Source organism: Rhizobium sp. CECT 9324 (genome assembly GCF_918741265.1).
Lineage (GTDB): Bacteria > Pseudomonadota > Alphaproteobacteria > Rhizobiales > Rhizobiaceae > Allorhizobium.
Map to the genome: position 1 here is coordinate 39439 of NZ_CAKKMZ010000003.1, position 26388 is coordinate 65826.

At 58.2% G+C, this 26388-nt stretch carries 26 protein-coding genes and 1 pseudogene; 11 read left to right on the top strand and 16 right to left on the bottom strand.

Going from position 1 to position 26388, the window contains the following annotated elements; genetic code table 11:
- Positions 1 to 21: 21 nt before the first annotated feature.
- Positions 22 to 531 (top strand): signal peptidase II, encoded by a 510-nt coding sequence (lspA, locus tag LQ231_RS25975; protein WP_230175137.1) that lies wholly within the window; start codon positions 22 to 24, stop codon positions 529 to 531.
- A gap of 54 nt (positions 532 to 585) precedes the next feature.
- Here lspA (LQ231_RS25975) and LQ231_RS25980 read toward each other — a convergent pair whose 3' ends face one another.
- Entirely contained in the window at positions 586 to 1095 is a 510-nt protein-coding gene (locus LQ231_RS25980) for a copper chaperone PCu(A)C (RefSeq protein ID WP_112590903.1), read from the bottom strand.
- Between the two features lie 123 nt (positions 1096 to 1218).
- Here LQ231_RS25980 and LQ231_RS25985 point away from each other — a divergent pair, with 123 nt between their 5' ends.
- Positions 1219 to 1635 carry a helix-turn-helix domain-containing protein gene (locus LQ231_RS25985; protein ID WP_112590905.1) on the top strand — a complete coding sequence of 139 codons (417 nt, stop codon included), beginning with the start codon at positions 1219 to 1221 and terminating at the stop codon, positions 1633 to 1635.
- Positions 1636 to 1863: 228 nt separating this feature from the next.
- On the opposite strand, the gene LQ231_RS25990 is transcribed toward LQ231_RS25985, so the two are convergent.
- Positions 1864 to 3189 carry an Nramp family divalent metal transporter gene (locus LQ231_RS25990; protein WP_113465180.1) on the bottom strand — a complete coding sequence of 442 codons (1326 nt, stop codon included), beginning with the start codon at positions 3187 to 3189 and terminating at the stop codon, positions 1864 to 1866.
- 306 nt (positions 3190 to 3495) lie between these two features.
- Between LQ231_RS25990 and LQ231_RS25995 the strand changes: the two genes are divergently transcribed.
- A complete protein-coding gene (locus tag LQ231_RS25995) occupies positions 3496 to 4638 on the top strand; it encodes a DUF882 domain-containing protein (protein WP_230175219.1) in 1143 nt (380 codons plus the stop codon).
- A gap of 74 nt (positions 4639 to 4712) precedes the next feature.
- Here LQ231_RS25995 and LQ231_RS26000 read toward each other — a convergent pair whose 3' ends face one another.
- The 8 genes from LQ231_RS26000 to LQ231_RS26035 form a co-directional block, all read right to left on the bottom strand.
- Positions 4713 to 5297 carry a hypothetical protein gene (locus tag LQ231_RS26000; protein ID WP_113465182.1) on the bottom strand — a complete coding sequence of 195 codons (585 nt, stop codon included), beginning with the start codon at positions 5295 to 5297 and terminating at the stop codon, positions 4713 to 4715.
- A gap of 129 nt (positions 5298 to 5426) precedes the next feature.
- Complete coding sequence (locus LQ231_RS26005; protein ID WP_230175138.1) at positions 5427 to 5924, bottom strand: copper chaperone PCu(A)C; 498 nt, start codon at positions 5922 to 5924, stop codon at positions 5427 to 5429.
- A 120-nt stretch (positions 5925 to 6044) separates the two neighbouring features.
- Positions 6045 to 8651: a heavy metal translocating P-type ATPase gene (locus LQ231_RS26010; protein WP_290371393.1), complete on the bottom strand. Its 2607-nt coding sequence runs from the start codon at positions 8649 to 8651 to the stop codon at positions 6045 to 6047.
- A 259-nt stretch (positions 8652 to 8910) separates the two neighbouring features.
- Positions 8911 to 9366, bottom strand: a complete 456-nt coding sequence (locus LQ231_RS26015; RefSeq protein WP_113465185.1) for a DUF411 domain-containing protein — start codon at positions 9364 to 9366, stop codon at positions 8911 to 8913.
- 14 nt (positions 9367 to 9380) lie between these two features.
- Positions 9381 to 12542: a CusA/CzcA family heavy metal efflux RND transporter gene (locus LQ231_RS26020; protein WP_230175139.1), complete on the bottom strand. Its 3162-nt coding sequence runs from the start codon at positions 12540 to 12542 to the stop codon at positions 9381 to 9383.
- Positions 12539 to 13966, bottom strand: coding sequence for an efflux RND transporter periplasmic adaptor subunit (locus LQ231_RS26025; protein ID WP_230175141.1), 1428 nt, complete (start codon positions 13964 to 13966; stop codon positions 12539 to 12541). Before LQ231_RS26025 ends, LQ231_RS26020 begins: the two co-directional genes overlap by 4 nt.
- The gene (locus LQ231_RS26030; protein ID WP_080843343.1) at positions 13963 to 14367 is read right to left on the bottom strand and encodes a FixH family protein; all 405 of its coding nucleotides are present in this window, start codon (positions 14365 to 14367) and stop codon (positions 13963 to 13965) included. Before LQ231_RS26030 ends, LQ231_RS26025 begins: the two co-directional genes overlap by 4 nt.
- A gap of 123 nt (positions 14368 to 14490) precedes the next feature.
- Entirely contained in the window at positions 14491 to 14853 is a 363-nt protein-coding gene (locus tag LQ231_RS26035) for a hypothetical protein (RefSeq protein WP_225341520.1), read from the bottom strand.
- Positions 14854 to 15057: 204 nt separating this feature from the next.
- On the opposite strand from LQ231_RS26035, the gene nadE reads away from it, so the two are divergent.
- A complete protein-coding gene (gene nadE / locus LQ231_RS26040; RefSeq protein ID WP_230175143.1) occupies positions 15058 to 15876 on the top strand; it encodes an ammonia-dependent NAD(+) synthetase in 819 nt (272 codons plus the stop codon).
- A gap of 22 nt (positions 15877 to 15898) precedes the next feature.
- On the opposite strand, the gene lspA (LQ231_RS26045) is transcribed toward nadE, so the two are convergent.
- Both lspA (LQ231_RS26045) and LQ231_RS26050 read right to left on the bottom strand, forming a co-directional pair.
- Entirely contained in the window at positions 15899 to 16390 is a 492-nt protein-coding gene (lspA, locus tag LQ231_RS26045; protein ID WP_080843345.1) for a signal peptidase II, read from the bottom strand.
- Entirely contained in the window at positions 16387 to 17253 is an 867-nt protein-coding gene (locus tag LQ231_RS26050) for a cation diffusion facilitator family transporter (protein ID WP_230175145.1), read from the bottom strand. Before LQ231_RS26050 ends, lspA (LQ231_RS26045) begins: the two co-directional genes overlap by 4 nt.
- Positions 17254 to 17322: 69 nt before the next feature.
- On the opposite strand from LQ231_RS26050, the gene LQ231_RS26055 reads away from it, so the two are divergent.
- The gene (locus LQ231_RS26055) at positions 17323 to 17724 is read left to right on the top strand and encodes a helix-turn-helix domain-containing protein (RefSeq protein WP_070149919.1); all 402 of its coding nucleotides are present in this window, start codon (positions 17323 to 17325) and stop codon (positions 17722 to 17724) included.
- A 54-nt stretch (positions 17725 to 17778) separates the two neighbouring features.
- Positions 17779 to 17856, top strand: a pseudogene (locus LQ231_RS26060) (winged helix-turn-helix transcriptional regulator); the annotation flags it as partial.
- A 101-nt stretch (positions 17857 to 17957) separates the two neighbouring features.
- Here the strand turns inward: LQ231_RS26060 and LQ231_RS26065 are convergent.
- Positions 17958 to 18323: a hypothetical protein gene (locus LQ231_RS26065; protein ID WP_230175146.1), complete on the bottom strand. Its 366-nt coding sequence runs from the start codon at positions 18321 to 18323 to the stop codon at positions 17958 to 17960.
- 222 nt (positions 18324 to 18545) lie between these two features.
- Here LQ231_RS26065 and LQ231_RS26070 point away from each other — a divergent pair, with 222 nt between their 5' ends.
- Positions 18546 to 18767, top strand: a complete 222-nt coding sequence (locus tag LQ231_RS26070; RefSeq protein WP_070149918.1) for a heavy-metal-associated domain-containing protein — start codon at positions 18546 to 18548, stop codon at positions 18765 to 18767.
- Between the two features lie 169 nt (positions 18768 to 18936).
- Here LQ231_RS26070 and LQ231_RS26075 read toward each other — a convergent pair whose 3' ends face one another.
- The gene (locus LQ231_RS26075) at positions 18937 to 19455 is read right to left on the bottom strand and encodes a hypothetical protein (RefSeq protein WP_070167290.1); all 519 of its coding nucleotides are present in this window, start codon (positions 19453 to 19455) and stop codon (positions 18937 to 18939) included.
- Between the two features lie 71 nt (positions 19456 to 19526).
- Between LQ231_RS26075 and LQ231_RS26080 the strand changes: the two genes are divergently transcribed.
- The gene (locus LQ231_RS26080; protein ID WP_230175147.1) at positions 19527 to 20078 is read left to right on the top strand and encodes a Crp/Fnr family transcriptional regulator; all 552 of its coding nucleotides are present in this window, start codon (positions 19527 to 19529) and stop codon (positions 20076 to 20078) included.
- A gap of 89 nt (positions 20079 to 20167) precedes the next feature.
- Here LQ231_RS26080 and LQ231_RS26085 read toward each other — a convergent pair whose 3' ends face one another.
- A complete protein-coding gene (locus tag LQ231_RS26085) occupies positions 20168 to 20830 on the bottom strand; it encodes an adenylate/guanylate cyclase domain-containing protein (RefSeq protein ID WP_230175148.1) in 663 nt (220 codons plus the stop codon).
- 164 nt (positions 20831 to 20994) lie between these two features.
- Here LQ231_RS26085 and LQ231_RS26090 point away from each other — a divergent pair, with 164 nt between their 5' ends.
- From LQ231_RS26090 to LQ231_RS26100, 3 genes are all read left to right on the top strand, one after another.
- Positions 20995 to 23472: a heavy metal translocating P-type ATPase gene (locus LQ231_RS26090; protein WP_230175149.1), complete on the top strand. Its 2478-nt coding sequence runs from the start codon at positions 20995 to 20997 to the stop codon at positions 23470 to 23472.
- 54 nt (positions 23473 to 23526) lie between these two features.
- Positions 23527 to 23970 carry a Cu(I)-responsive transcriptional regulator gene (gene cueR / locus LQ231_RS26095; protein ID WP_230175150.1) on the top strand — a complete coding sequence of 148 codons (444 nt, stop codon included), beginning with the start codon at positions 23527 to 23529 and terminating at the stop codon, positions 23968 to 23970.
- Positions 23971 to 24061: 91 nt separating this feature from the next.
- A protein-coding gene (locus tag LQ231_RS26100; RefSeq protein ID WP_230175152.1) for an IS630 family transposase occupies positions 24062 to 25122 on the top strand; the annotation gives its coding sequence in 2 pieces (ribosomal slippage) (positions 24062 to 24554 and positions 24554 to 25122; 1062 coding nt in all).
- 189 nt (positions 25123 to 25311) lie between these two features.
- On the opposite strand, the gene LQ231_RS26105 is transcribed toward LQ231_RS26100, so the two are convergent.
- A complete protein-coding gene (locus tag LQ231_RS26105) occupies positions 25312 to 25878 on the bottom strand; it encodes a cytochrome c (RefSeq protein ID WP_197432319.1) in 567 nt (188 codons plus the stop codon).
- Between the last annotated feature and the right edge of the window lie 510 nt (positions 25879 to 26388).

The following is a 26388-nucleotide window of genomic DNA, read 5'->3' on the forward strand; positions in this document are numbered from 1 at the left end:
GTGCTCAGCCTGGAACTGAAAATGTTATTCTCGAATAAAGGCCTGTTCAGGCTTACCCTTATCGTCCTCGGGGTTGTCGTAATCTGCGGTATCGATCTGTCCGTCAAATCCGTCATGGCCGAGCTTCTGGAAGCCCCAACGGGGGCCATTGAGTTGACCCCCTTTTTCAACCTGACGCTCACCTACAACACGGGTGTCAGCTTCGGACTATTTTCCGACACCATCGTGTCAGCACCCCGGATGTTCGCCACAGTTCAAGGGGGCATCGTTGTCGGACTAGTGATCTGGGCAGTATTCGCCAACAGTGTGCTGGAAGGAATGGCCATCACGGCAATGGCTGGGGGTGCGAGCGGAAATGTCGTCGATCGTTTGATGAACTTGAGAGTTACCGACTATCTAGATTTTCACGCGTTCGGGTGGTCATGGCCTGCCTTCAATATTGCGGATGTGTTCATCGTCTGCGGTGCCATTGTCCTTGTGGCGGCCTCGGTAGTTCAGACCAAAGACGAACATTCGTCGAAGAATTCCTGACGACGTGCGGCGCGAGGACAAAGCAAAGCACCAACTTCCAGTTTTTGGTGGCTTTCATTCGCGATTTGGTTCTCCATGGTGATGATTGGTTTCCGCAGAATCTGGAGCAATAATCTCAAGCGGGACAGCACGCGAGGTTCCGTCATCAAATTTCAGCGTCATTGTTGCTGCTTTGGGAGGACCCGAGTTACGCACCAGTGAAATGAAAACCGAGTCCGGTCCCATGTCCAGTTCCGCCTTTCGGGGTATCACGACATAGGTGTCCGACAGCGGCACTTGTTCGAAGCCCTTGGATTTCGCCATTGGGCTCACGAGTGTGGCAGTCGTGTACCCTGCGACCTTGACAGAGACAATCGCCATGTCATCGGGCGTACCATTGTAGACGGTGACATATGCTTTATCCGTTGCCCCGTCCGGCGTCAGAGCCAATTCGGCGTGTTCGATGGTCAAGGCATCGTAGCTGATTTGATGAAGACCATTTGTCACTTCAGCCAATACGCCACTTTGACCGGCGATAAAAAATGCGCCGGCTGCCACACGCCAACGTTTCGCTTGATTTGCCATATGTAAATCCTCACATGTGCCGAACCATTGCTTACATACCTCTCGGTTGCCCGAGGGTTCAGGTTCGCGTGATGGGCTAATTTGTCGCGGCCTGCACCTGCCGCGTCTGGAGAGGGAGGAAGCATGCTCACGATCGGAGATCTGTCCAGGACCACCGGCGTCAAGGTACCAACAATTAGATATTACGAACAGATGGGACTGCTCTCACCGCCGGAACGTTCTGAGGGCAATCAGCGACGATACTCGAAGAGCGAGCAGGAACGCCTCTCATTCATTCGGCACGCCCGCGATCTTGGACTGACGATCGAAGCTATTCGCGAGCTTATAGAGCTCAGCCAGCATCCCGAAAAGCCGTGTGCGGAGGCCGACAAGATAGCTGCCGAACAGCTCGTCACAATCCGACAGAAGATCGAGAGGTTGAAGAAGCTGGAAGCCGAACTCGAACGGATCTCAACACACTGCCATTCGAATCAAGTACGCGATTGCTATGTGATCAGGGCTTTGGCGAACCACGATATGTGCGCCACCGAGCACGACTGACGCTCACTTTCGAACGCCTAACACTGAGTACGCGGTCATTCCAGTTGATGCCGATCTGTTTTGTCGGTGCGATGCGTGGCGCGCACAAAGTCGCACACATCGTTTAGGCTTATAGAATGGATCAGTGGCACAGGCACTAAATCTCGTAAGGGTTACATCAAGGTGCCCGCTACTTCTCGGAGTGGTTCGAAGTACTCCGGAAAAGATGGGTCTATCGTGGCTACTGCATCACGAAACGAAGTCGACCAAAAGCTTCAGGTTCAGCAAAGCGATCACGATGGCGATGATCCAGGCGAAAGCTGAGAGCCATAGGGGTGTTTTCATCTCTCCCATTTTAGCAGCGTCGGCGGTAAACATGACCAGTGGGAAAACCGCAAAGGAAAGTTGGAGACTAAGCACAACCTGGGTCAATATCAGAAGTTGGGCAGTGCCGCTGTCCCCGAAGGCTATCGTGACCCCTGCGGCGGGTATGATGGCGATCCCCCGGGTGATCAGACGGCGAAGCCAAGGTGCAAGCTGGATCTTCAGGAATCCCTCCATCACGATCTGACCCGCAAGCGTCGCCGTCACCGTTGAATTGATGCCGCAGCACAACAGGGCGATTCCGAACAATGTCGGTGCAACGGCCAAACCTAGCAAGGGGGCCAGCAGACTATGAGCCTCACCCAGCTCTGCGACTGAAGTCAGCCCCTTTTCGTGGAACGTTGCGGCAGCTAGGATGAGGATAGAGGCGTTGACAAGCAAAGCGAACATCAAGGCGACCGTAGAGTCGATCGTCGCAAATTTAAGAGCCTCGCGCTTTTCAGGCAGCGTATCACCAAAGTCCCGCGTCTGCACGATGCCAGAGTGGAGGTAGAGATTGTGCGGCATGACGGTCGCACCGAGTATCCCGAGCGCCAAATAGAGCATGTCTGGATTGGTGACGATCTCTGTCGTTGGAGCGAAGCCGAGGATCACTTGACCCCAGTCCGGATCAGCAAGAGCGATCTGAACCGCGAAGCAGACGGCGATAACGCCGAGCAAAGTTATGACAAGCGCTTCGACCCAACGGAAGCCAAGCTTTTGCAGGTAGAGGATCAAGAATACGTCCAGAGCAGTGATGACCACTCCCAGCTCGAGCGGAATTCCGAAAATGAGGTTTAGGCCGATTGCAGTGCCGATCACCTCGGCGATGTCAGTCGCAATAATCGCAATTTCGGCGAGCAGCCACAGCACCATGGCGACCGGTTTGGGGTAAGCATCACGACAGGCCTGCGCAAGATCGCGCCCCGAAGCGATGGCAAGGCGCGCGCATAGCGACTGAAGGACGATCGCCATGATGTTTGAAACCAGGGCCACCGTGAGCAGCGCATAGCCGAAGCGCGATCCCCCGGCCAGAGATGTCGCCCAATTGCCTGGATCCATGTACCCGACTGCGACAAGATAGCCGGGGCCGAAGAACGCCATCGCCCCTCGGAAAGTGCCAGCTCCTGACGCGACCTTTATCGACCGGTGCACATCCGAAAGGGATGCCTCGCCAACCGTTCGCTGCCATCCCCTCACCGGTCCGTCCATCGTCTCACCGTGCTTTCAAAGCCCGCCCCTATTTGCAATTGCAAATCATTCTCATAAAGGGGCTATACACGCAAGCGGGATCGTTCAGATCCTCACCAATTGGGATCTATTAGGGCTTTGTTGACCATAATCGGATTTACTAATGGCGATCCGTGGGTGGCAGCAATGTTCGCCAGACCCGTACTCAGAGAGCCGTCAAGTGTGGAGTAACCAGTGAGCGAGTTGCCAGCTTGCGTCAGACCCTGTCCAGCCGCAGCCTTCCTATCTGGGTTCATGCGGTGCGTGGGGACGGCTACAATCGCAGTGATGCTCGCAGTGGTACTGCTGGTGGGTTCGTCGTCACTTGCGACAGCCGCGGCCGACAGATCGCTGAAGCTGTTTTTCACTCACACTGGGGAACGTGCGACAATTACATTCAAGCGGGGCGGGAAGTTCGATGCCCGTGGCCTTGGTCAGATCAACCGTTTCCTGCGTGACTGGCGCAAGAACGAGCCAGCGAATATCGATCCCCGTCTACTCGATCTTGTGTGGGAAGTTTACCAGCGCAGCGGATCAAACGACTATATCCATATAGTCTCTGCCTATCGCTCCCCGGGGACAAACAAGATGCTCCGAGGACGATCGAGGGATAGTGGGGTCGCAAAAAACAGTCAACACACCCTCGGCAAGGCGATGGATTTTTATATTCCGGGCGTCAAACTGGCCAAGCTGCGATCACTTGCAATGCAGATGCAAGTTGGTGGAGTGGGCTATTATCCGGCATCGGGATCTCCGTTTGTCCATCTTGATGTCGGCAATGTCCGTGCATGGCCCCGCATGACGCGCAAAGAGCTGGCTCGGATCTTTCCCGATGGAAAAACAATGCACCTTCCCTCTGATGGCCGCCCTCTCCCCGGCTACGATTTGGCAGTCGCCGATTATCGTCGGCGCGTCGGCGCAAAATCGATCGAGATCGCTTCCAGTGCTGGAGATGACGACAGTAATTTCACTTCCGCTTCGTCAAACAGCAGCCTGGTCACCGCAATGCTACCGACTGGACGGAGCCGAGCGGAGGACGCGCTCGATCTTCAAACAAGCCGGCAGACCATGGTCGGCGAGGCTAGGTCCGAGTTCACCGATTTAAGCGCTTTGGCCATTCCTGTACCAGTTGCACGCCCTACTTCCGAAATGGAGACACCTGAGGTCGAGGTTGCCTCACTTGGCCCGATCACTGATCGCACACAGATTGAGAGTTTCCGCCCTTCCGCCATCCTTGATCTGCCGGAGCCGGCAGCTTTGATCGCGCTATTTCCGATTCCTGCAGCAGACAGAGATGCTGAGGAGGAGGCTGATGGTCAGGAAACGCTCATGACATGGGCGCTATCGGCTCCAGGCGCCACAACGGGATTGAAAGCGCCCCTCATGTCTGCACGACTGTTTGCAATCAGGACTACCCAGATCGCCCCCTAAATCAAGGGTCGGAGCCGTTGTGCCAGGCTGCAACAAACGTCTCGCACGTCGATGCTCGAATCTTCGGCTGTGCTTCAGCTTTTAGCAGGGGCCGGCATTTCCAAATCGTTTGAACAGCCTGTCGCGTCATCAATGCCGGCGGCGATTGCTGCCAGATCTTCCGGTTTGGCATTGAAGCGTAGACCGTGAAACTCGCCGTCTGACCCAGCTCCACCTTCTATAGAAAACCCGGAGAATTCGCCTTTTTGCTTTTCTGCGTCACTAACTGGACTGGGAATGAGGATCACCTGGGCGCCGATTGCCCGACCGCGCATTCCGGAGACCGTGGTTGGCCCTTTGCTGTCCAGAACGGAAATCTGGATGAGATGACCCGCCTCGACCTTGCGAAGAGATTCGGCAACACGCAGGGCGGTCCGAAGACGGACCTGTTCATCCACTGGCTCTGTGACGATGAACTGCCGGATCCAGATGCCGTCGCGATCCCTCGCCTTGGCTGTGGCGACGGTCTGACACTCGGCACCGCTCTTCTCAGCCGATAAACCCAAAAGCTCTTCTGGACCATAATAGACTGCAGCCGCACCACCGGCAACGCCGACGCAAAGTGCTCCGAATAAAACCGCCAAGCTGATCCTTAAGATGCGCCGTCTTCGTTCCTGCATGGAGAAAACCTTCGGTGGGAGCCTATGCCCAGATCTAACCACCGAAGTCTTGAAACCGAATGAAGCAAAAAGGTTAATCGAGGTTCCCCGCAGAGCACCCGCCTGCAGCCAACACGCGTTCACTGAGGATCACGGGGTGTGCCCGGCGTGGTCATCCGAGTTTGCTGTTGCACCTTTTTGGACGACAAACTCCACTTCCACGGCCCCTGCCTTCTGGAACTGCAGCGTTGCCTTGAACTTCTCACCCTCCGCCGGACGCTGCGTCGGTTTTTCAAACATGATGTGTGCGGCGCCCGGCTCCAGCTTCACAGTGGAGCCGGCGCTTATTGTGATGCCTTCCTTGACGGGTCGCATACGCGCCACTCCGTCGACGACAGATGATACGTGGATTTCAAACCGCTCAGCGACCGGACTGCTTCCTCCAAGAAGGCGATCATCCGTCGTGCCCGTGTTGACGATCGTCAGATAACCGCCAAGAACCGGAGCAACCACAGGAGCCTTTAAGGACCACGGATGCTTTATCTCCAGGCTCCCTACCGTAAAATCATGAGACAATGCAGGACCGAAAGTCGCAGTCACGCACGTCAAGGCAACGAGCCCAAAAGCCAGTGTTTTTTGAAATTGCACGTAATTTCTCCGCATAGTTAGTGGGATACATCAGATCCGAAACCGTCATCTCTTGAGAGGTCTGAACAGGTTGGCATGACGACAAGTTGAAAGAGACCTGGAACGCCGGTGGCGCCGCGTTCAGCGAATGGGACGTAACAACCGCAACGCATTCATGGTTACAAGGACTGTCGCACCTGTATCGGCAAGAATTGCAGGCCACAGGCCCGTGATGCCCAGGATAGTCGTCACCAAAAATACCACCTTCAAACTCAAAGCGATGGTAATGTTCTGGAAAATGTTGCGCATAGTACGTTTCGAGAGATCGATCATAAGGGCGACATCAGCCACCCTGCCGTGGAGAACCGCGGCGTCTGCCGTCTCCAGCGCCACGTCCGTTCCACCACCCATAGCAATCCCGACATCAGCTGCCGCTAGCGCTGGCGCGTCGTTGATCCCATCGCCGATCTTGCCGACAACATAGCCCTCTTTCTTCAATTCGCCCACGATCCGCTGCTTGTCTTCAGGCATCAGCTCCGCACGGACCTCGATGCCGAGTTGCGCACCGATGGCGGTGGCAGTCCGCTTGTTGTCGCCTGTCAGCATGATCGTCTTTATGCCTGCATCCGTCAGGGCCTTGAGACCCGCAACAGCATCGGCTCTAGGCTCGTCGCGCATGGCAATGGCACCAGCGAGAACATCGCCAATGACCAGTACAGACACGGTCTTTCCTTCATCGTTGAGAGACGTGATCTTCTCCAAGTGAGCAACTGGAACCGGAACTCGCTCTGCTGCAGCCCTGGGCGAGCCAAAAAAGACCTCAACGCCGTCCACGATGGCGGAAACACCCTTGCCGCCGAGAGCCTTCGCATCGGTCCCCGTGGGCGGTACGATGCCTTCCTCCTTGGCTTTGCTTAAGATCGCAAGGGCGAGAGGATGGCTGGATCCCACTTCAAGCGCTGCGGCAAACCGAAGGACGTCCTCACTTTCCCGGCCGAACGCGACCACATCAGTCACCTGCGGTTTGCCTTCGGTGAGCGTGCCAGTCTTGTCGAAAGCAATCGCCGTAAGCTCGCCAAGACCTTCTAGAACGGCGCCGCCTTTGAGGAGCAGGCCGCGGCGCGCGCCCGACGACAGTGATGCAGCGATCGCAGCCGGGGTCGAAATGACAAGTGCGCATGGGCAGCCGATCAGCAGCACGGCAAGCCCCTTGTAAACCCACTCACTCCATATTCCACCCGCAAACAGCGGAGGAATGACTGCCACCAAAGCGGCAACGACAACCACGCCAGGAGTGTAGTATTTGGAGAAACGGTCAATAAAGCGCTCAGTCGGAGCCTTGGATTCCTGCGCTTCCTCGACGAGACGAACGACACGGGCGATCGTATTGTCTGCGGCTGCGGCCGTGACCCTGACACGCAGAACCGCATCACCATTTACGGTGCCCGCAAAAACAATGTCGTCGACGGCCTTGAGAACAGGCACACTTTCCCCGGTCACGGGCGCCTCGTCGATCGAACTTTCGCCTGCAACGATGACACCATCGGCGGAGATCCGATCACCAGGGCGGACCAGTATGATTGAACCAACCGCAAGAGTTTCGGCTGGCACCTCGCGGGTCTCGCCGCCTTCCTCCAATAACGCCGTCTTGGGAACGAGCGCCGTAAGGGACTTGATGCTGTCGCGCGCCTTTCCGGCGGCAACGCCTTCAAGCAGTTCGCCAACCAGAAAAAGGAAGACGACCGCAGCGGCCTCTTCGGTTGCGTTAATGACCAGTGCGCCAGCAGCGGCGATCGTCATCAGCATCTCGATGGAGAATGGCGTGCCAGCCAGCGCGGCCATGATAGCCCTTCGGGCGATCGGCACGAGGCCGACAAGCATTGCAATCGTGTAGGCATATGTTTCGATCGCTGGGAACATGTACCCAATGCCATAAGCGACAGCTAGCGATCCACCCGCGAAGATCGTCAGACGCCCCTTCTTGCTCGCCCACCAAGGACCTTCGGAAGAACCGTGATCGTGACCGTGGAGTCCCTCAACTTTGTCCAGCGCCGCGCTTTTCGATCCATGGTCGTGTCCAGCGTGGGCGTTGTCAGAACCCTCTTGGGTCGTGGACGATGTGCGCCTGTCCGTTCCTGGCATGGGAACGATCGTGTAACCGAGACTGGAGACCCGTTTTTCTATCGCTTTGATATCCGCTGACTGCCGATGTTTGACCGTCATGGTTCCGGCCGTGACCGACACGGAGACGTCATCGACAGCGTCCATCCGTCTGATGGCCGTGTCAATCTTGGAAGCACATGACGCGCAATCCATTCCGCCGATACGGAAACGTGCCTGCAGGATAGGGGGTGCCACATCATCTGAAGGCGCGACGCGATCGGGCTCATGATCATGCCCAGTGCAATGGGCGCCATGATCCGAACGATCATCATGACTGGACTGTCCGTGCGGCTCTGCATGTAGGTGATCGCGCATGCAATCCGGTCCGTGTTTATGGACGGGTTTCCCAACGGTTTTGGAAATTGTTGAGATCAGGAAGGCCTGATAGCCTAGGCCCGACAGCTTGTTGCGAATCGTGTCCAGAACGCTGATCTCATCGTGCTCGACTGTCATTGTGCCGGCGGTGACAGATACAGACACCTCTTGAATGCCCGGAATACGTTTTACGGCGGTGTCGATCTTGTTTGCACACGAGGCGCAATCCATTCCGGTTACCCGGAAACGAGTGTGTAACGAGTTGCTCACGGGAAATCCTCACAATGTGAAAAATCAACCGTACGACCTCTAGCTACTAGAGATACAAGAAAAATCTCTCAATCGAGAGACGGATCAATTCAGCCGGCAAGCTCAAACTGCCTTGTAGCCTGAAGAGATTCGAACCTTCTGCCCATCAACCAGACCTGCGGGTAGGGTCACACCGATCGTGGCCACTAACCACCGCGATGACTTCGATGGCAGACGCACCCAAAAGCGCTGCTACCTGAAACGTCATCCCATCCTACGGTTAGATCTTAGGCCTCACCGCTTGGTAGAGGGTACGAATGCCGTCCCTTCCAACGGACATGACGTCGTACGAAGCGCTGGGGCTGTCTCCCATGCCCAACGAACCGACAGGCATGCCCGGAACAGACAGACCTGCCAAGTCCGGTTTTTCGGCCAACAACCTCGTCACCGCCTGTAGTGGCACATGTCCCTCCAGGTAGTAGCCTGCGACTACGGCGGTGTGGCAGCCACGCAGGTCGGCCGGAACGTTGTAACGGTCTTTGACCACGTCGATGTCGGCCACGTCTTCGGTCTTCACCGAAAACCCCGCTTCTGCCAATGCGTCGGCCCAGGCATGGCAGCAGCCGCAGTTGGGGTCTTTGTAGACGACCATGCTTTCGCCTGCCGCCAGCGCCGTTCCGGTGACGGACAACGCTGCGACGGCGACCATGGTGCAGAGGAATTCTCTTCTTTTCATTTTCGTTCTCCTTCTCAAACAGGTTCTGCCGCCAAGGAAGCCGGAAACTGGCTCTCCTCGCGTGCTCGCTTCAACCCGTAGCCCTTGACCACGCCGTAGACGGCGGGGATCACGATCAGCGTCAGCAGTGTCGATGATACCATGCCGCCGATCATCGGCACGGCGATCCGCTGCATGATTTCCGACCCCGCTCCCGTGCTCCAGAGGATAGGCACGAGACCCGCCATGATCGCCACGACGGTCATCATCTTCGGTCTAACACGCTCGACCGCCCCGATCATGATCGCCCTGTCGAGGTCTTCCTTTTCGAATGCCCTGCCCTCGGCCTTGGATTTGGCCTTCTCGTCCTTCAGGGCGTGGTCGAGATAGATCAGCATGATCACCCCGGTCTCGGCGGCGACGCCTGCAAGCGCGATGAACCCGACCGCGACGGCGACGGAAGCGTTGAAGCCCAGCCACCACATCATCCAGATGCCGCCGACCAAAGCGAACGGCAGAGACAGCATGACGATCAGTGTTTCGGTCAATGCCTTAAAGTTCAGGTAGAGCAACAGGAAGATCAGCGCCAGCGTCAGCGGGACGACGATCATTAGCCGGTCCTTTGCCCGTTCCAGATATTCGAATTGCCCGCTCCATGCGACGGAATAGCCCGCGGGCATCTCGACGCTCGCCGCGACGGCTTCTTGGGCTTCGGCAACGTAGCCCCCAAGGTCGCGGTTGGCGATGTCTACGAAGATGTAGACGGCGAGCTGGCCGTTCTCCGTCCTTATGGTCGTGGCACCGCGCGTGAGCTTGACTTCGGCGACCTCGCCCAACGGAACCGTGCCGCCACCGGGCAATGATACCTGGACGTCCCTCGCGATGGACTGGGGATCGCTTCGGAAAGCCCTTGGGTAACGGATGGCGACGCCATACCGCTCTCTGCCCTCCACCGTCGAGGTCACGACCTCGGACCCCAGGGCCATTCCGATGACATCCTGGACATCGTCGATCGAAAGCCCATAGCGCCCGAGCGCCATGCGATCAGGGATGATATCGAGATAGTATCCACCGATGACGCGCTCGGCGTAAGCACTCGACGTTCCCGGCACCGCCTTGAGAACGGTCTCTATATCGCGAGCGACCTTCTCCATCTCGTTCAGGTTCGTCCCGTAGACCTTGACGCCGACGGGCGTGCGTATTCCGGTCGAAAGCATGTCGATGCGGGCGCGGATGGGCATCGTCCAGGCGTTGGAGACACCGGGAAACTGAAGTGCCGCGTCCATCTCCTGTTTCAGACTGTCAGACGTGACGCCCGGCCGCCATTCGGACTTGGGTTTCAGGGTGATGATGGTCTCAAACATTTCCGTCGGAGCCGGATCGGTTGCCGTCAACGCCCTACCCGCCTTGCCGAACACCGACTCGACCTCGGGGAAAGATTTGATGATGCGATCCTGCGTTTGCATGAGCTCCGCCGCTTTTGTCACCGAGAGGCCGGGTAGCGTTGTCGGCATGTACATCAGCGTGCCCTCGTCGAGATCAGGCATGAACTCACTCCCGATATGCTGCACGGGCCAGACGGTCACCCCGAGGATCACGATGGCTACCAGGATTGTCAGGCTCTTGGCCTTAAGGACGCCCGCGATGACCGGACGGTATATCCAGATCAGCAGTCTGTTCAGCGGATTCTTGTGTTCTGGGACAATGCGGCCGCGGACGAACAGGATCATCAGTGCCGGAACAAGTGTGATGGACAGCAGCGCTGCCGCCGCCATCGCGAAGGTCTTGGTGAAGGCGAGCGGTCCGAACAGACGGCCCTCTTGCGATTCGAGCGTAAAAATCGGCAGGAACGACACCGTGATGATCAGCAGGCTGAAGAAAAGCGCCGGGCCGACCTCGCTTGCCGCCTCGATCAGCACTTCGGCTCGAGGCTTGTCAGGAGGCGCGCGTTCCAGATGCTTGTGGGCGTTCTCGATCATGACGATGGCCGCATCGATCATCGCACCGATGGCAATGGCAATGCCGCCGAGGCTCATGATGTTCGACCCGAGGCCCAGCGCCCGCATCGCCATGAACGCCATCAGGATGCCGATCGGCAACATGATGATCGCCACAAGCGCGCTGCGGACATGTAGAAGGAAGGCGATGGTCACCAGTGCGACCACGATCGATTCCTCGATCAGTGTCGCCTTTAGGGTCTCGATTGCCGCTTCGATGAGTTTCGAACGATCATAGACGGGCAGGATTTCGGTACCAGCCGGAAGACTGCTCTGCACCGCCGCCAAGCTTTCCTTCGCATTTTCGATGACGGTCAGCGCATTCGCGCCGTCGCGCTGGAGAACGATGCCGCTGGCGACCTCGCCTTCACCGTTCAACTCGGTGATGCCGCGCCGCTCGTCCGGCACCAGCTCGACCCTTGCGACGTCCGAGAGACGCAGCGGGACGCCGGCATTCGATTTCAGGACAATGTTCTCGATGTCATTGATGCCCTGCAGGTAGCCCTTGCCGCGCACCATGAATTCGAACTCGGATAGTTCGATTGTGCGACCGCCGACGTCGCGGTTGCTGGAACGCACCGCGTCGGCGATATCCGACAGCGACACGTTCTGAGCCTTCAGGCGGGCGGGATCGACGACGATGGAATACTGCTTAACGAAGCCGCCGACGCTGGCCACCTCGGCGACGCCTTCGGATTTTGAGACGGCGAACCGCACCACCCAGTCCTGAAGTGACCGAAGTTCGGCCAGCGACAGTTCCTTGGCGATGACGGCGTATTGGTAAACCCAGCCCACACCCGTCGCATCGGGACCGAGGCTCGGTGACACCCCGTCCGGCAGGCGGCTCGCGGCGGCGTTCAGATATTCGAGCACTCGGCTGCGCGCCCAGTAGGGGTCGGTTCCGTCCTCGAAAATCACGTAGACGAACGAAACGCCGAAGAACGAAAACCCACGGACGACCTTAGACTTCGGCACGGTCAGCATCGAGGTCGTCAGCGGATAGGTGACCTGATCCTCGACTACCTGCGGAGCCTGGCCGGGATAGTCGGTGAACACGATGACCTGGACGTCTGAGAGGTCGGGGATGGCATCGAGCGGAAGCGTGCGCAACGCATAGACGCCGCCCGCGATGGAAAGAGCAGCGCCGACGAAGATGAGGACGAGGTTGCGGGCCGACCATGCGATGACGTTGGCAATCATGGATTTGCCTCGTCCTGCGTGAGGGCACTCAGTGCCGCGTTGAGGTTGCTTTCGGCGTCCAGTAGGAAGTTAGCGGAAACAACGACGCGGTCGCCTGCTGCGATGCCTTTGGTGACCTCAGTCATGTCTTCGCCTCGGACACCCAGCGCGACGTCCATCGGTTCGAACCTGCCCTCGCCCTTGTCGAGAAAGACAATCTGGCGGTCGCCCGTGTCGATGATCGAACTGTTGGGAACGGCGACGACCGGGTTTCCCGCTCCCGCTTCAATCTCCACCTCCGCATACATGTTGGCTATCAGCTGTCCCTCGGGATTAGGAAGCTCAATCCGGATCTTTGCCGTGCGGGTCTGCATCTGCACCTCGGGATAGATGAGGTCGACCGTTCCCCGGAAGATCATGCCGGATACGTTTCGGACGCTGACGGAAACGTTGGCACCCATACGAACGGAGCCCAGTTCGTATTCGGGGACGTCGGCAATCACCCAGACCTTCGATACGTCAGCGATGCGGAAGAGAATGTCTCCAGCCTCGGCCATCATGCCGCTGACCGCCATGCGCTCCAACACGACGCCGTCCCTTGGCGAGGTGTAGGCAATGCTTTGTGGGACCTTTCGCTCAGTCGCAATGCTGGCGATCGTCGCCGAGGGCACCCCAAGGTTCTTCAGGCGGAGCGCAGAGCCAGATTCCGGCCCGGGCTTGCCGCCATTGCGCATCTCCGTCGCATATTCGGCCCCGGCGGTGGCGATCTCCTTCGAATAGAAGTGAAAGAGATTCTCGCCCTTTGTGATCCTGTCTCCTGTCGTGACGTCCGCGACGTCTTCGACAAAGGCGTCGGCCCGCATGGAAACGATGCTGACCATGCGCTCGTCGAGTGCGACGGTTCCGGGTACTCGGATTTTCCGGCTGACGTTCATCCTTTCAGCGAGCGCGGTCTTCACCCCCGTCCGCTGGAGTTTGCCCAGCGTCACTTTGACGGTGGAACTGTCGCTGACTTCGCCGTCATAGACAGGGAGATAGTCCATCCCCATCGAATCCTTCTTCGGCACCTTGGACGTGTCGGGAAGGCCCATGGGGTTGCGGTAGTACAGGACCTTCCGTTCCGGTGTGACTGATGACGTGTCGGCCGCAGGCAGGACCGCCCCGCTCGCGCCGAGGCTGATGTCCTCGCTTGCCCGGACAGGTGTGAATGGCCGCCCGTCATCCGTGTTCGTCGGTTTGGCAGAGTATTCGGCCATACCGTCCGGGTGACGGTAGTAGATCACCGCTCCCGTTCCTTCGTGTCGCGGTTCAGCCTCGGTGGCCATCCCGGTGCCTTCAACGTATCGCCGCAGGTACGCACCGACATCGTTCTTTCCCGCCCAATAGCCTCCCCCGCCGACGATCGCGGCGAGGGAGAGCGTGACAATGATGCGCGAGGTGCTCACGGGACAGCCTTGAAGACGACTTCGCCTTTGACCGTCTCAGGCTCGCCCTGAACCTTGGCGGCGACCTGGAACCGCCATCCGCCTTCCATGGAAAGGTTTGTCGTGAAGGCGTAGACGCCCGGCTCGGTGGAGGGTGAGGGTTCCACGGTGGTGGTCATCATCTCCATGCCGTCGGGAGCCATGTCCATCCGCGTTGTGAAGATGACGGCGTCGGGGACTGCCTTGCCCGTCCGCTTGTCGATCAGCCGTACCGACACGGTCGAGCCTCGTCCCTGTTTGATGTCCGTGTTCACGGCTTGGAATTCGTAGTCCTGCGCTCCGGCGAAGGAAGCGGTGGCGGTGCTGAACAGCATCGCGCCAGCGAGGAGCGCGGTCCTCGCGTTGAAGGTGGTATTTTCCATGATTCAATGTCTCATCCGGACGGGTCCGTGACCGCGTCCTCAGTCAAAATGGATCGCCGTCGGTACCGCACGGACGCAAGACCTGCGACCGCGCCGATCGACGACGTGTTCACTGACGTGGGATCAGACTCGCGGAGGACGTACTGGCGGATCGACCAGTGAGGAGGCAAGCTCCGCATGAAGGGCAATGAGGAACCGATGGGCGACCCAACCGAGATTCAACGACCAGGAATGCGGGTTAGCCACCTGGCCGACGATCACCGTCGTACACACCAAGGCCAGAGGACATGACTTGCCGCTGCAGTCGGGCTTGGCCGGCATTTCGTCAGGGCAACACGGCATGTCGCCTGACATCTCCATGCCGGACATGCCGTGCATCGCGGGTCCGGAGGCCGCCATTACGCTGTCCGCCGCCCCGATGCTCAAGGGACCGACCACAATCCCCAGCAGGGCGGTCACGAACAGCAGTCGATGGATGACCTTCATGAACCTCACCCGCATAGTCTGGCACGAAGACATCGGGGTTGGAAGAGGTCTCACGGAAAAGTGCGTTATCGACAGCGACGCACTTCGCGCCTGCTCCGGTTACGTGTCGATCTGCAGCCATGTAAGTTCACGAGACAGTCGGGATTCGGCAGGTTGCAACTTTCTCGCCTGGTTTGGATTTCACAGCTGTTATGGAGGATTGGCGTGCGTGACCAACATTTGCAGATTATCGAGGCGCTCGGAGTAGCGAAGGAATTCGACGCGTCCGCGGAAGCCGAGCGCAGAACGGCCTTCCTCGCGGATTACATGCAAGCCTCGTCGTGCGGAGCGCTCGTCCTTGGCATCAGCGGGGGAGTGGATTCGCTCACCGCGGGACTGCTTGCCCAGACTGCGGTGAACCGCCTCCGGGGCAGAGGGCATAAGGCGGAGTTCATCGCGGTCAGACTGCCTTATGGCACGCAGGCCGACGAGGCCGACGCTCAGAGAGGGCTCGCGTCCATCGGCCCCGACCGCGTAGTCACCATCGACATAAAGCCCGCAGCCGACGCGATGATGGCCGAGGTCTGCGGGGACGCAGGCGACCTGTTCGAAACCGTTCGGCTGGACTTCCACCTTGGCAACATCAAGGCGCGCCAGCGGATGATCGCCCAGTACGCGCTCGCCGGCGCGGTTCGTGGCCTGGTGATCGGGACTGACCATGCGGCGGAGGCATTGATGGGCTTCTTCACGAAATTCGGCGACGGCGCTGCGGACGTCCTGCCGCTTTCCGGACTGACCAAGCGGCGCGTGCGGGCGCTCGCCGAATATCTCGGAGCGCCGAGGGACCTGGTGTTCAAGGTGCCGACCGCCGATCTGGAGTCCGACGCTCCGCTGCGGCCCGATGAAGACGTCTACGGGGTCACGTATGATGACATCGACGACTTCCTGGAAGGAAAGCCGATCGGAGAACCCGCGTTTCAGCGCATCCTCGCGACGCACGTCGCGACGGCCCACAAGCGCGCCCTGCCACTCTCGCCGCAATGACAGGAATGGCCCTTAGGCCCCGTTACCGTGCTGACGTACCGTCGCCCACCTCGGCGGTTCCGCTTTGCGTGGTCTGCAGGACCAACAGAAGGGCCACGCCTGAAGAAATCCAGACATCGGCCGGATTGAACACGAACGGCTCCCATTCACCAAAGCGGAGGCTCAGGAAGTCAGTCACGGCGCCCCTCATGCTGCGGTCGATCAGGTTTCCGAGCGCGCCAGCCAGGATCATCGACAGGGCTGCCCGTTGCCAGCCGCGCGAACGATACGCCCATATAGCGATGACAAGTGTTATAATGCCCGTAACCCCGATCAGGACTGCTTTGCCGATTTCGCCGTCGACAGCGAACATGCTGAACGACACGCCTTTGTTGAAGGTCAGTCGCAACGGTACCAAAGGCAGAAAGTCCGTGGGGGGGCCGTAAGGTTCAAGGCTCGCCCGCGCCCACGCCTTCGCTCCCAGGTCAAGTGCCGCGCCGACCAGGACCACGGCAATTGAAGCAACCGCCCTCATCTGTCCCTCGCCGCAGAGAGGTCCTGTCTTGCGTCCCGGATGATCGACCACGCCGATTGAAGGAAGAGGCCTGCAACTGCGAACGCGACCACGAGGTCAGGCCATTGTGTTCCCGTCCACCAGACCAAGCCCGCGGCGGCCACGACCGCGAGATTGCCGATCGCGTCGTTTCGCGAAAACAACCACACCGCGCGCATGTTGGCGTCGCCCTTACGGTGCGGGATGAGCACCACGGCCGCCAGCACGTTGACGACGAAGGCGACAAGCGCGAAGCCGCCCATTAGCACGGATTCGGGCTGATGCTCGATGAACACCCTGTAGATGGTCGACGCGACGACGCCGAGTCCGAGCAGGCCGAGGAATACACCCTGTAGAAGCGCCGCCTTGGCACGGGCGGCAAGGCCCCATCCGACCGCGACCAGCCCTAGGAATGAGATCATGCCGTCCCCCAGGAAGTCGAGGGCGTCCGCCTGCAGCGCCTGGGAGCCGGCGAGGAAACTTCCGACGATCTCCACGACGCCGTAACCAACGTTCAGGAGCACGACGATCCAGAGCGCCCTTTTATATGCCGGGGTGACATGAGACAGGTCCGGAATCCTGTCGTCGTCATCGCCGTCTGCAATGTCCCTGGATGCACCAATGCGGTCGAGCTGATAACCCAGACCCGTGATGGCGCTTTCCAGCAGAGGAAGGCGGGCCGCTGGCTCGTCAACTTCCAGTGTCATAACCTGCGAGGCGATCGATACCTTCACGTCGGCCACCCCTTCGACCTTGCGCGCGGCCCCCTCGATCTTGGCGGCGCAGGAGGAACAATCCATCCCCGTCACCTGATAGCGGATTGTGTCGGTTGCGGCTGCTGCCATTTCGTCGGTCCTCGATATTTGAATTCGACCATGGTACTACCTGTAGTGACTACAGGAGCAAGATGAAAAATGCAGATCGGCGACTTATCCGAGAAATCTGGCGTGAACATAGAGACAATTCGCTATTACGAGCGCATCGGGGTTCTCCCAATCCCAGCCAGGATGTCCAACGGCCGTCGCACCTATGGCGAAGCAGACGCGCAACGACTGTGCTTTATCCGGAATGCCCGGGAACTTGGTTTCGATCTGGCATCGGTGCGCGTTCTTCTGGCTCTCCAGGAACAACCGGAAGCATCGTGTGAGGATGCAAGCCGCATCGCGCAAAGCCAGCTCGACGCCGTGGAAGATCGTATCGCCCGTCTTACGAACCTGAAAACGGAACTGCGGCGGATGATAGCCGAATGCCGTCTCGGTCAGGTGGCCGATTGCCGGATCATCGACGCCATGGCGGGAGGAAGATCCTCAGGCTGACATCAAAACTGTGTTGGCAGACTTCAACCGACAGTTCCGGCGGACGAGACCTGGCAAGTGGATGTCGCCCAACGTCTCGGCGTCGCGCAGCCGACTGTCGCAAAGATGCTGAAGCGATTAATATCAGAAGGCTCTTGTTGAGTTTTTAGCAGGTTTGATCCGATCGCCATCGGTACTGCACGGACGCAGGCCTGCGACCGTGCCGAATCGACAACGTACTCAATGACGTGGGATCAAAGTCTTGGGGGACGTACTGGCGGATCGACCAGTGAGGAGGCAAGCTCCGCGTGAAGGGGAGTAAGGAACCGGTAGGCGGTCCAGCCGACGTTCAATAACCATGAATGCGAGGTCGCCACCTGACCGACCATCGCCGTCGTACAGAGCACAGCCAGGGGGCAGGACTTGCTCCCGCAGTCTGGTTTGCTCGGTTGTTCATCGGGACAGCATGGCATGTCGTCAGGCATGCCAACCCCGGCCAGACTATCCATCGCGGCAGGCCCCGAGGCGGCCATCGCACTGTCAGCCGCCTGGATGCCAATGGGACCGACAATGATCCCGAGCACGGCGGTCACGAACAGCAGTCGATGGATGACTTTCATGAACCTCATGTTGTTAGTCTGGCAAGGAGCCCTCTTCATTGGAAGACATCTCACGAACATGTGCAGTCAACTCCTTCCAGGCGCGAGGGAAGGTCGCAAGCGGTTAATATCCCTTCACGTGTACCGAAAATACAAAAAACGTTACATCCGGACTGGAGGCCCTTGACCCTCCCACCGTTGGAAGCACCACATTGCATCAGTCACATTAATCGGAGACTTCCAATGTATCATCTCAACATACCCGACATGACCTGCGGTCACTGCGTCAGCACCGTAGAAAAGGCTGTAAAGACCGTCGATCCGAGCGCTTCGGTGGCTGTCGATCTGAGCACCAAGACCGTATCAATCGAGTCGCAAATGGCGTCCGAAGCATTTATCGCGTCGATTGCGAGCGCCGGATATGGGGCGTCTTTTAAGAAATCCTGCTGCAGCCACGTCGCCTAAAATCTTCGGGCTCAGCACGCACAAACAAACACGCGCCATCTCGACGGCGCGTGTGATTGACGAGGTTCAGATAGAGAGCCAACGAGCAGATCGCATCAAACGGGCCATGTTTCGAAAAGAGTTCTTCGGATCATGTTTTCGATCTAAGTTGATCGCAGCCTGCAACCGGTCAGGGAGAATATCCGCGCAGGTCATTGTACAGATTGACCTGTTCCTCCTTCAAAACACCCATCATCTCTAGGTGAGCCGAAAGATGAATATAACGCAGATTTGAGCGGCTTGTTTCGATCTCGCGAATTCGCTCCTGGAGAGCTTTAGGAGAAATAGAGCGCTTGCGAAATCCGACCTCCAGCGCCGTTTCCCGAGCGATCAAGTTTCTTCCCTCCTCGATGGCGTCTTCTCGCATCCCGTTGAAAATTCGCACTGTCGAAGCGTCCTGGTTCGCCGTCAGTCCTAACTCATGCTTCATTTTCAGAACATGCGAGGGTCCTGGCATGCCGTTCAACTCGGCGGCCTTCGCTAACCCCCACCCTCCTCCTTCCTCCAGTTCCGCGATGTCTTCTGCCGACAGACTTTTAATTTCGCGCATCTGCTGCCCAACATAAGGCGAGGAATGCGTGTGCTTTTCCTGCGCCAGCGCGGAAAAAGGCAGAAGCAAGAAAAGGAGCGCGACCAATAGAGATTTCATGGTTCCTCGGCAGGCTTGTTTCGATAAGAGGACCTTGCCAACTAATGACTGGCGGAGACATGATAGCTGTCATGTCGGAAAAAATTGTCAGCCACCTGACGACCAAAGCCGTTGCTCAAAAGTCCTTTGTAAAGGGCGAGCATCTATTCCACCGGGACGATCCGGTGCACATGCTCTTTCTTATCGCGGGAGGGTGTGTGAACCTCGTCCGTTTCCAGGCAGATGGAAACCAGGCGCTTTTGCAGCGCTCGACGGCAGGCACCGTACTGGCTGAAGCTTCGCTGTTTTCAGAGCGGTATCATTGCGACGCTGTCGCGGCGGCAGCAACCGAAGCTTTACTGGTGCCCGTTCCTGCGGTCCGAAAAATGCTGGAACATGACCTGATTTTTGCAAGGGAATGGATGGCACATCTCTCGCGCGAACTGGTGAGCGCCAGAAAGCGGTCAGAAATTGCTGCGCTCAGAACGGTCAGTGCCCGCCTGGATGCTTGGATAGCCTGGAACGATGATGCCTTGCCAGCAAGAGGCGACTGGCGAGGTTTGGCAGACGAAATTGGTGTCTCGCCGGAAGCGCTCTACAGGGAGATATCCCGACGCCGAGGTAGCTCTACACGGGATCATTGAATCTCTGTCGCCCGCCCACCGAACTCACGGATTGAGAATCGTGCCGAGGCTGGGATCGCCATTCACTGGCCAGGGGTTGCCTTGTCACTTCAGCGGGGCACCTCGTAGGTCCGCGGCGATCGCCGATATGATTCCTCACAACGAGGCGAACAAAACCACGGTCCATCCGGCGCGGCCCGCCTGTAGGATGAGTATGGCGCGTGCATCTTACACACGGGATCGATCCAGGCCGGGTCAGCCGACGGAGCAAGCTCGATCTCGTAGAGAGGGACTTCCCCGGTTACCGATCTAAGTGCCACCATGCCGAGGTCTCGTACCGCGATACCCCTTGTGACAGCTGCCTCGGCAATGGGCTGAGTTGCAAGCAATTGCCCAGGCGATGCGAGCGCGGTGATTCGTGCTGCAATGTTGATGGTCGATCCAAATAGATCACCAGCTCTGTGGATGACGGGCCCATGGTTAAGTCCCGCCCGAGTGAGAGGTAGCCGGGATTCTTTACGACATGCCTGCAACAGCGTTCCGAGCACCTGGATCGCTGTATCTGGCTCGGGAAACGCGAGCATCGCCTCATCGCCGATCCATTTGATTGGGGGCTCATAGCCGCTGAGGGCGTCGCGGACCATGCCCTCGAATACTTCAAGCACGACAAGGGCAGCCGCGTCACCATAAACGTCCGAAATAGCGCTGAATCCCGCGATATCTACGAACGCAACTGTGGCCGATGGTGTCGCCAAATTCTCTCGCTGCCTCATATCGCCCTCCAAGGTTCGAAGATTTGATCCCTTGCGACATCCTCATTCTCGCCCGCATTCGCGTCCTGTGCAACTTTCATCCACACGCTTGGAAAACATCGCTTGACCTTACCATGCTGGGAAGGTTTATCTATCAATGCAGTTAAGGAAAAGGACACTATCCGATGACTGCAATATCGAAGATAACACCAGCGTTTCCACTGCCCGTCGCGACAGATTTTGGCATCGAGGGAATGACATGCGCTTCCTGCGTCGTGCGCGTGGAAAAAGCCATTGCCTCCGTTCCTGGCGTGGCCTCGGCCAATGTTAACTTGGCTACGGAACGTGCAACAGTCCACTTCACGGGAACGCCGGACGCCAGTGGCGTACTCCGCGCAATCGAAAAAGCCGGATACGAGCCCAAAATTGTCACCCAAGAACTTAGCATCGAAGGCATGACCTGCGCCTCTTGCGTTTCTCGTGTGGAAAAGGCGCTGAAGGCTGTGCCCGGTGTCATCGACGCTTCTGTGAACCTTGCTACGGAAAAGGCGACCGTTCGCCTGATTTCCGCGACAGAGATCACCGCGCTTGAGGCGGCCGTCCGGGGTGCCGGTTATGACGTTGGCAAGGTGGTTGCTGATGTCGGCGATGAAGGTGAGGACCGTCGCACCGTCGAAATGCGCACCCTGAAGAATATGCTGGTATTCTCGGCTTTGCTGACACTGCCGCTCTTCGTGTTGGAAATGGGTTCGCACTTCATTCCCGGTGTCCACGAACTGATCATGGACACCATTGGGATGCGCAACAATCTGTACCTCCAGTTCGTACTGGCGTCCGTGGTTCTGTTTGGTCCGGGCCTGAGGTTCTTCCAAAAGGGCGTGCCAAACCTGTTACGCTGGACGCCTGATATGAATTCGCTTGTCGTCCTTGGTACGTCTGCTGCCTGGGGTTATTCGGTCGTTGCAACCTTTGTGCCTGGCCTTCTGCCTCCAGGCACCGCAAATGTCTACTACGAGGCGGCCGCTGTCATCGTCACGCTGATCCTGCTCGGCCGATACCTCGAAGCCCGCGCCAAGGGCCGGACCAGCCAGGCGATCAAGCGCCTTGTCGGACTGCAGCCGAAGACGGCCTTCGTCTCGCATGGCGGGGAGTTCGTCGAGATTCAGATCAGCGACGTTGTCGTCGGCGACGTCATCCGGATCAGACCGGGTGAGAAAATCCCGGTCGACGGCACTGTGGTAGAGGGTAGTTCGTACGTCGATGAATCCATGATCACCGGAGAGCCTGTACCCGTTCAGAAGTCTTCGGATAGCGAGGTTGTCGGCGGCACCATCAACAAGACGGGATCATTTACCTTCAAAGCGACGAAGGTCGGTAGCGACACGCTGCTCGCGCAGATCATCAAGATGGTCGAGGCCGCGCAGGGTTCGAAATTGCCGATCCAGGCCTTGGTTGACAAGGTGACCGGTTGGTTTGTTCCAGCGGTGATCCTCGCGGCTGTCCTCACGTTCGTTGCCTGGTATGCCTTCGGCCCGTCTCCTGCGCTCACATTTGCGCTGGTAAACGCGGTTGCGGTTCTCATCATCGCCTGCCCCTGTGCGATGGGTCTGGCAACGCCAACCTCGATCATGGTTGGCACTGGCCGCGCAGCGGAACTCGGTATTCTGTTCCGCAAGGGCGAGGCCTTGCAAAACCTGCGTGAAACAGATGTCGTCGCGCTCGACAAGACCGGAACGCTGACCAAGGGACGCCCTGAACTGACGGACATCATCGTCGCCGATGGTTTCGATGCCGACCGGGTTCTGGCTCTGATTGCCAGCCTGGAGTCTTTGTCCGAGCATCCGATTGCCGAAGCCATTGTATCGGCCGCGAAGGCGAAGGGCGTCGGTTTGGCCCCCGTGACGAATTTCGTGGCGACACCTGGATTTGGTGTGCGCGGGACAGTGGACGGATCGGACATCCTTGTTGGTGCTGACCGCGCCCTGCAGCTACACAAGATCGATGTTTCGAGGTTCGCCCGCGACGCCGAACGGCTCGGTGACAACGGCAAGTCTCCGCTCTACGCGGCAATCGATGGACGTCTGGCGGCCATCATCGCTGTTTCCGATCCAATCAAGGAGACCACGCCTCAGGCGATCAAGGCCCTGCATAACCTCGGTCTTAAAGTGGCGATGATCACCGGAGACAACCGTCGTACGGCCGAGGCGATTGCCAGGCAACTTGGCATCGACGAGGTGATCGCCGAGGTCTTACCGGAGGGCAAGGTCGAGGCGGTCAAAAGACTTCGGCAAGACAACCGAAAGGTGGCCTTCATCGGTGACGGCATCAACGATGCCCCAGCCCTGACCGAGGCTGACGTGGGCTTGGCGGTAGGGACAGGAACCGATATCGCGATTGAAAGTGCCGATGTCGTACTGATGTCCGGAGACCTGAACGGTGTGCCGAAGGCCATCGCCCTCAGCAAGGCCACGATCCTGAACATCAAGCAGAACTTGTTTTGGGCATTCGCCTACAACGTCCTGCTGATTCCGGTCGCAGCTGGCGTATTGTACCCCGTGAACGGCACCCTTATGTCGCCTATATTCGCAGCGGCGGCGATGGCAATGTCGAGTGTATTTGTACTGGGGAATGCGCTCCGGCTTCGTCGGGCAACTCCGGTTTGAAAACTGGGCGTCCGGCTCCGGCCAGCCGCCCATCCCTCATGGAAGGATATAAAGATGAATATCGGGCAAGCCTCGAAAGCGACCGGCGTTTCTACAAAAATGATCCGCTACTACGAGCAGATCAAGTTGATCAGCCCCGCGCACCGGACGGAGGCGAGCTATCGCACTTACAGCGATAACGACATTCATACTTTGCGTTTCGTCCGAGGAGCCCGTGACCTCGGTTTTTCAGTGGAGCAGATGAAAACGCTTTTGACCCTGTGGCGCGACCGTTCGAGAGCGAGCGCAGACGTCAAAGCGATTGCTCTTGAGCATATCGCCGAACTGGAGCGCAAGGCGGCGGCAATACAAGCCATGACCAAGACCCTGAAGCACCTTGCAAACAATTGCCAAGGCAACGATAGACCGGATTGCCCGATCATTGAAGAGATTGCGAACGCGACGGAAAAGGACACCCCGGAAATCAATGCCCGGTTTGGGGTTAACGCTATGAAGTGAGGGCTTATACCAGTCGTCGGTAAGTGTGACTCTCATGGGGATTCCCAACTGCCGACGAATCTGAATCTCTGGCGCAAACAGGAGGTTTGCGATGGGTTCAGCGCTTTCAGTGCGGTCGGATTTCGACGGGGCCAGGTTGCGGCGTCTGGCTCGCCAAACACGTGATGCCGATCAGGCTCGGCGTTTTCTTTCACTTGCATCGATCTATGATGGCGGCTCGCGCGCCGATGCAGCGAGGCTTGGCAGCGTGACGGTTCAGATCGTGCGCGACTGGGTGGTGCGTTTCAATGATCGCGGTCCCGACGGCCTGATCAACGGTAAGGCGCCGGGCAAGCCTTCTCTGCTGAACGACGAACAGCGAACGGCCTTGGGGCAAGCCATAGAACGCGGACCGACCCCGTATCTGGATGGCGTCGTCCGGTGGCGACTGTGTGATCTGGCTCAATGGATTTGGGAAGAATTCCGAGTGTCGGTGAGCGAGGAGACCCTGGGCCGCGAAGTGCGGGCCATGGGGTACCGCAAGCTCTCGGCTCGCCCTAGGCATCATGCACAGGATGCCGAGGCGACCGAGGCATTTAAAAAAACTTCCCCGCCGCTGTGGCAGAAATCGCCGCCGGTCCCGCCAAGGGCAAAGTGATCGAAATCTGGTTTCAAGATGAAGCCCGGATAGGCCAGAAGAACAAAATCACGCGTCGGTGGGCCAAGCGGGGCTCAAGGCCGTCCGCGCCGCACGACCAGCGAACCCGATCGGCCTATATCTTCGGCGCCATCTGCCCCAAGCAGGGCAAGGCCGCCGCTCTCGTCATGCCGTGGTGCGACACCCATGCCATGAACCAGCACATGCTAGAGATATCCCGCAACGTCGCGGACAATGCCCACGCTGTCCTGATCATGGATCAGGCCGGATGGCACATGTCCAACAATCTCATCGTGCCGGAAAACATCACCATCCTGCCACTGCCGCCCAAATCACCCGAGCTGAACCCCGTCGAAAACATCTGGCAGTTCATCCGCGACAACTGGCTCTCGAACCGAGTCTTCAAGTCCTACGAGGATATCGTCGACCACTGCTGCTACGCTTGGAGAACACTTCAGGAGCGCCCATGGAAGATCATGTCGATTGGTAGACGCACATGGGCGCAAGGGTTCTGATCAATGACGCTTGGTATTATCCTTCCTGCCTTCATCTCCACTTCTGACGAAAGCTGTTGCAAACACCGTAAAAAAAGAAGCCAGCCGCCCGGTCGCTCGGGATACCTGGAGAACGGGTGGCAGTTGAACGAAATTCCAAAGCCAACAGCCTCGACCCGATCACACTTGGAGGCATCCATTGGGATTTCGCTACTTCCCCTCGATCCGGAACTTCGCGTGGCAAGAGGTGCATGTTTGAAGCATCAGATGAAAGGCATGTTCGGCGGGCATTGATTCCGCTTCTCGTGCGGCATCCATCTTCTTTGCCAGGGGTCCGCCCATCATGGCCTCGCCCCCCTTCATCCGCGTTCCTGGGCCAAGCGTGTCGGGATTTCGGTCAGCTGCGATAGACAGCGCGGACGCGTAGATGCCAAGATCGTCAGCCAACTTGTCGAACTGTTGACGGTCGGTTTCGATGCTTGCGCTGGCTTTCGAGCCAGCCGTGTTGGCGGAACCGTCGAACAACGCCGACAGGCTATCTCCCGAGTGAGCCCGAATAGTCTCGGCGGCCGCTTTGAACGCTTTCGCGTCGTAGGGTGACGTGTCCTTGAACATCGAGTTGATGATCTTGGCGGCGTTTGCCATCGCCTTCATGCCGTCCTGTCTTTTGACTACGTTGCCGGGCGCGGCGGTTTGAGCGGTTGCTACGGAGACGGCCGTGGCGAAAACGACTATTGGAAGCACAAGAGTGGCCAGTTTCGTCGCGCTCGCATTCATCCCCATGCTACACTCCATTTTCCCGGAGGCTCTTCCTCCCAGTTTTGACCATCCGAGCATATGGAGGCTCGACCTTCGGGGCTCGAAACCTCCTCGCGTTTGATCAAGATCAACGCAACTCCTGCAACGGCATGGTATCGTGCTTGAATATGACAATTGGGTCCCAGCGAAAACATGTTCGCCGCAAACCAAACCATTCGAAGATGCGCGAGACAATTGCTGGCCGTTTTGGTCGCAATTATGTTCCTCGTCGCGCCGATGGCCGAGGCCGCTCCCACTCTTTGCAATAACGACTTATCCCCAGTTGAACATATCGAAACATCCAAACGCGACGTAGCTGGACAAGGTGATCACCACCCTGTCGAGCAGAAGGCTTGCTGCAAAAGCGTATGCAGCCTGTGCAACGTCATTCTTCCGGTTTGGAACCCTGTCGTTCTTCACCTGGATTCCGGCTCTCAGCAATACCTTGATCCGCAGGCGTCCTTCATTGGCTCCACCTGTCGCCCCCCT

What these genes read in the sequence shown, in the direction of transcription:
- lspA (WP_230175137.1), top strand. Translation starts at nt 22, where the DNA reads ATGTTATTCTCGAATAAAGGCCTGTTCAGGCTTACCCTTATCGTCCTC.
- LQ231_RS25980 (WP_112590903.1), bottom strand. Translation starts at nt 1,095, where the DNA reads ATGGCAAATCAAGCGAAACGTTGGCGTGTGGCAGCCGGCGCATTTTTT.
- LQ231_RS25985 (WP_112590905.1), top strand. Translation starts at nt 1,219, where the DNA reads ATGCTCACGATCGGAGATCTGTCCAGGACCACCGGCGTCAAGGTACCA.
- LQ231_RS25990 (WP_113465180.1), bottom strand. Translation starts at nt 3,189, where the DNA reads ATGGACGGACCGGTGAGGGGATGGCAGCGAACGGTTGGCGAGGCATCC.
- LQ231_RS25995 (WP_230175219.1), top strand. Translation starts at nt 3,496, where the DNA reads ATGCTCGCAGTGGTACTGCTGGTGGGTTCGTCGTCACTTGCGACAGCC.
- LQ231_RS26000 (WP_113465182.1), bottom strand. Translation starts at nt 5,297, where the DNA reads ATGCAGGAACGAAGACGGCGCATCTTAAGGATCAGCTTGGCGGTTTTA.
- LQ231_RS26015 (WP_113465185.1), bottom strand. Translation starts at nt 9,366, where the DNA reads ATGAAAAGAAGAGAATTCCTCTGCACCATGGTCGCCGTCGCAGCGTTG.
- LQ231_RS26020 (WP_230175139.1), bottom strand. Translation starts at nt 12,542, where the DNA reads ATGATTGCCAACGTCATCGCATGGTCGGCCCGCAACCTCGTCCTCATC.
- LQ231_RS26030 (WP_080843343.1), bottom strand. Translation starts at nt 14,367, where the DNA reads ATGGAAAATACCACCTTCAACGCGAGGACCGCGCTCCTCGCTGGCGCG.
- LQ231_RS26035 (WP_225341520.1), bottom strand. Translation starts at nt 14,853, where the DNA reads ATGAAGGTCATCCATCGACTGCTGTTCGTGACCGCCCTGCTGGGGATT.
- lspA (WP_080843345.1), bottom strand. Translation starts at nt 16,390, where the DNA reads ATGAGGGCGGTTGCTTCAATTGCCGTGGTCCTGGTCGGCGCGGCACTT.
- LQ231_RS26050 (WP_230175145.1), bottom strand. Translation starts at nt 17,253, where the DNA reads ATGGCAGCAGCCGCAACCGACACAATCCGCTATCAGGTGACGGGGATG.
- LQ231_RS26055 (WP_070149919.1), top strand. Translation starts at nt 17,323, where the DNA reads ATGCAGATCGGCGACTTATCCGAGAAATCTGGCGTGAACATAGAGACA.
- LQ231_RS26065 (WP_230175146.1), bottom strand. Translation starts at nt 18,323, where the DNA reads ATGAAAGTCATCCATCGACTGCTGTTCGTGACCGCCGTGCTCGGGATC.
- LQ231_RS26070 (WP_070149918.1), top strand. Translation starts at nt 18,546, where the DNA reads ATGTATCATCTCAACATACCCGACATGACCTGCGGTCACTGCGTCAGC.
- LQ231_RS26075 (WP_070167290.1), bottom strand. Translation starts at nt 19,455, where the DNA reads ATGAAATCTCTATTGGTCGCGCTCCTTTTCTTGCTTCTGCCTTTTTCC.
- LQ231_RS26080 (WP_230175147.1), top strand. Translation starts at nt 19,527, where the DNA reads ATGTCGGAAAAAATTGTCAGCCACCTGACGACCAAAGCCGTTGCTCAA.
- LQ231_RS26085 (WP_230175148.1), bottom strand. Translation starts at nt 20,830, where the DNA reads ATGAGGCAGCGAGAGAATTTGGCGACACCATCGGCCACAGTTGCGTTC.
- LQ231_RS26090 (WP_230175149.1), top strand. Translation starts at nt 20,995, where the DNA reads ATGACTGCAATATCGAAGATAACACCAGCGTTTCCACTGCCCGTCGCG.
- cueR (WP_230175150.1), top strand. Translation starts at nt 23,527, where the DNA reads ATGAATATCGGGCAAGCCTCGAAAGCGACCGGCGTTTCTACAAAAATG.
- LQ231_RS26105 (WP_197432319.1), bottom strand. Translation starts at nt 25,878, where the DNA reads ATGAATGCGAGCGCGACGAAACTGGCCACTCTTGTGCTTCCAATAGTC.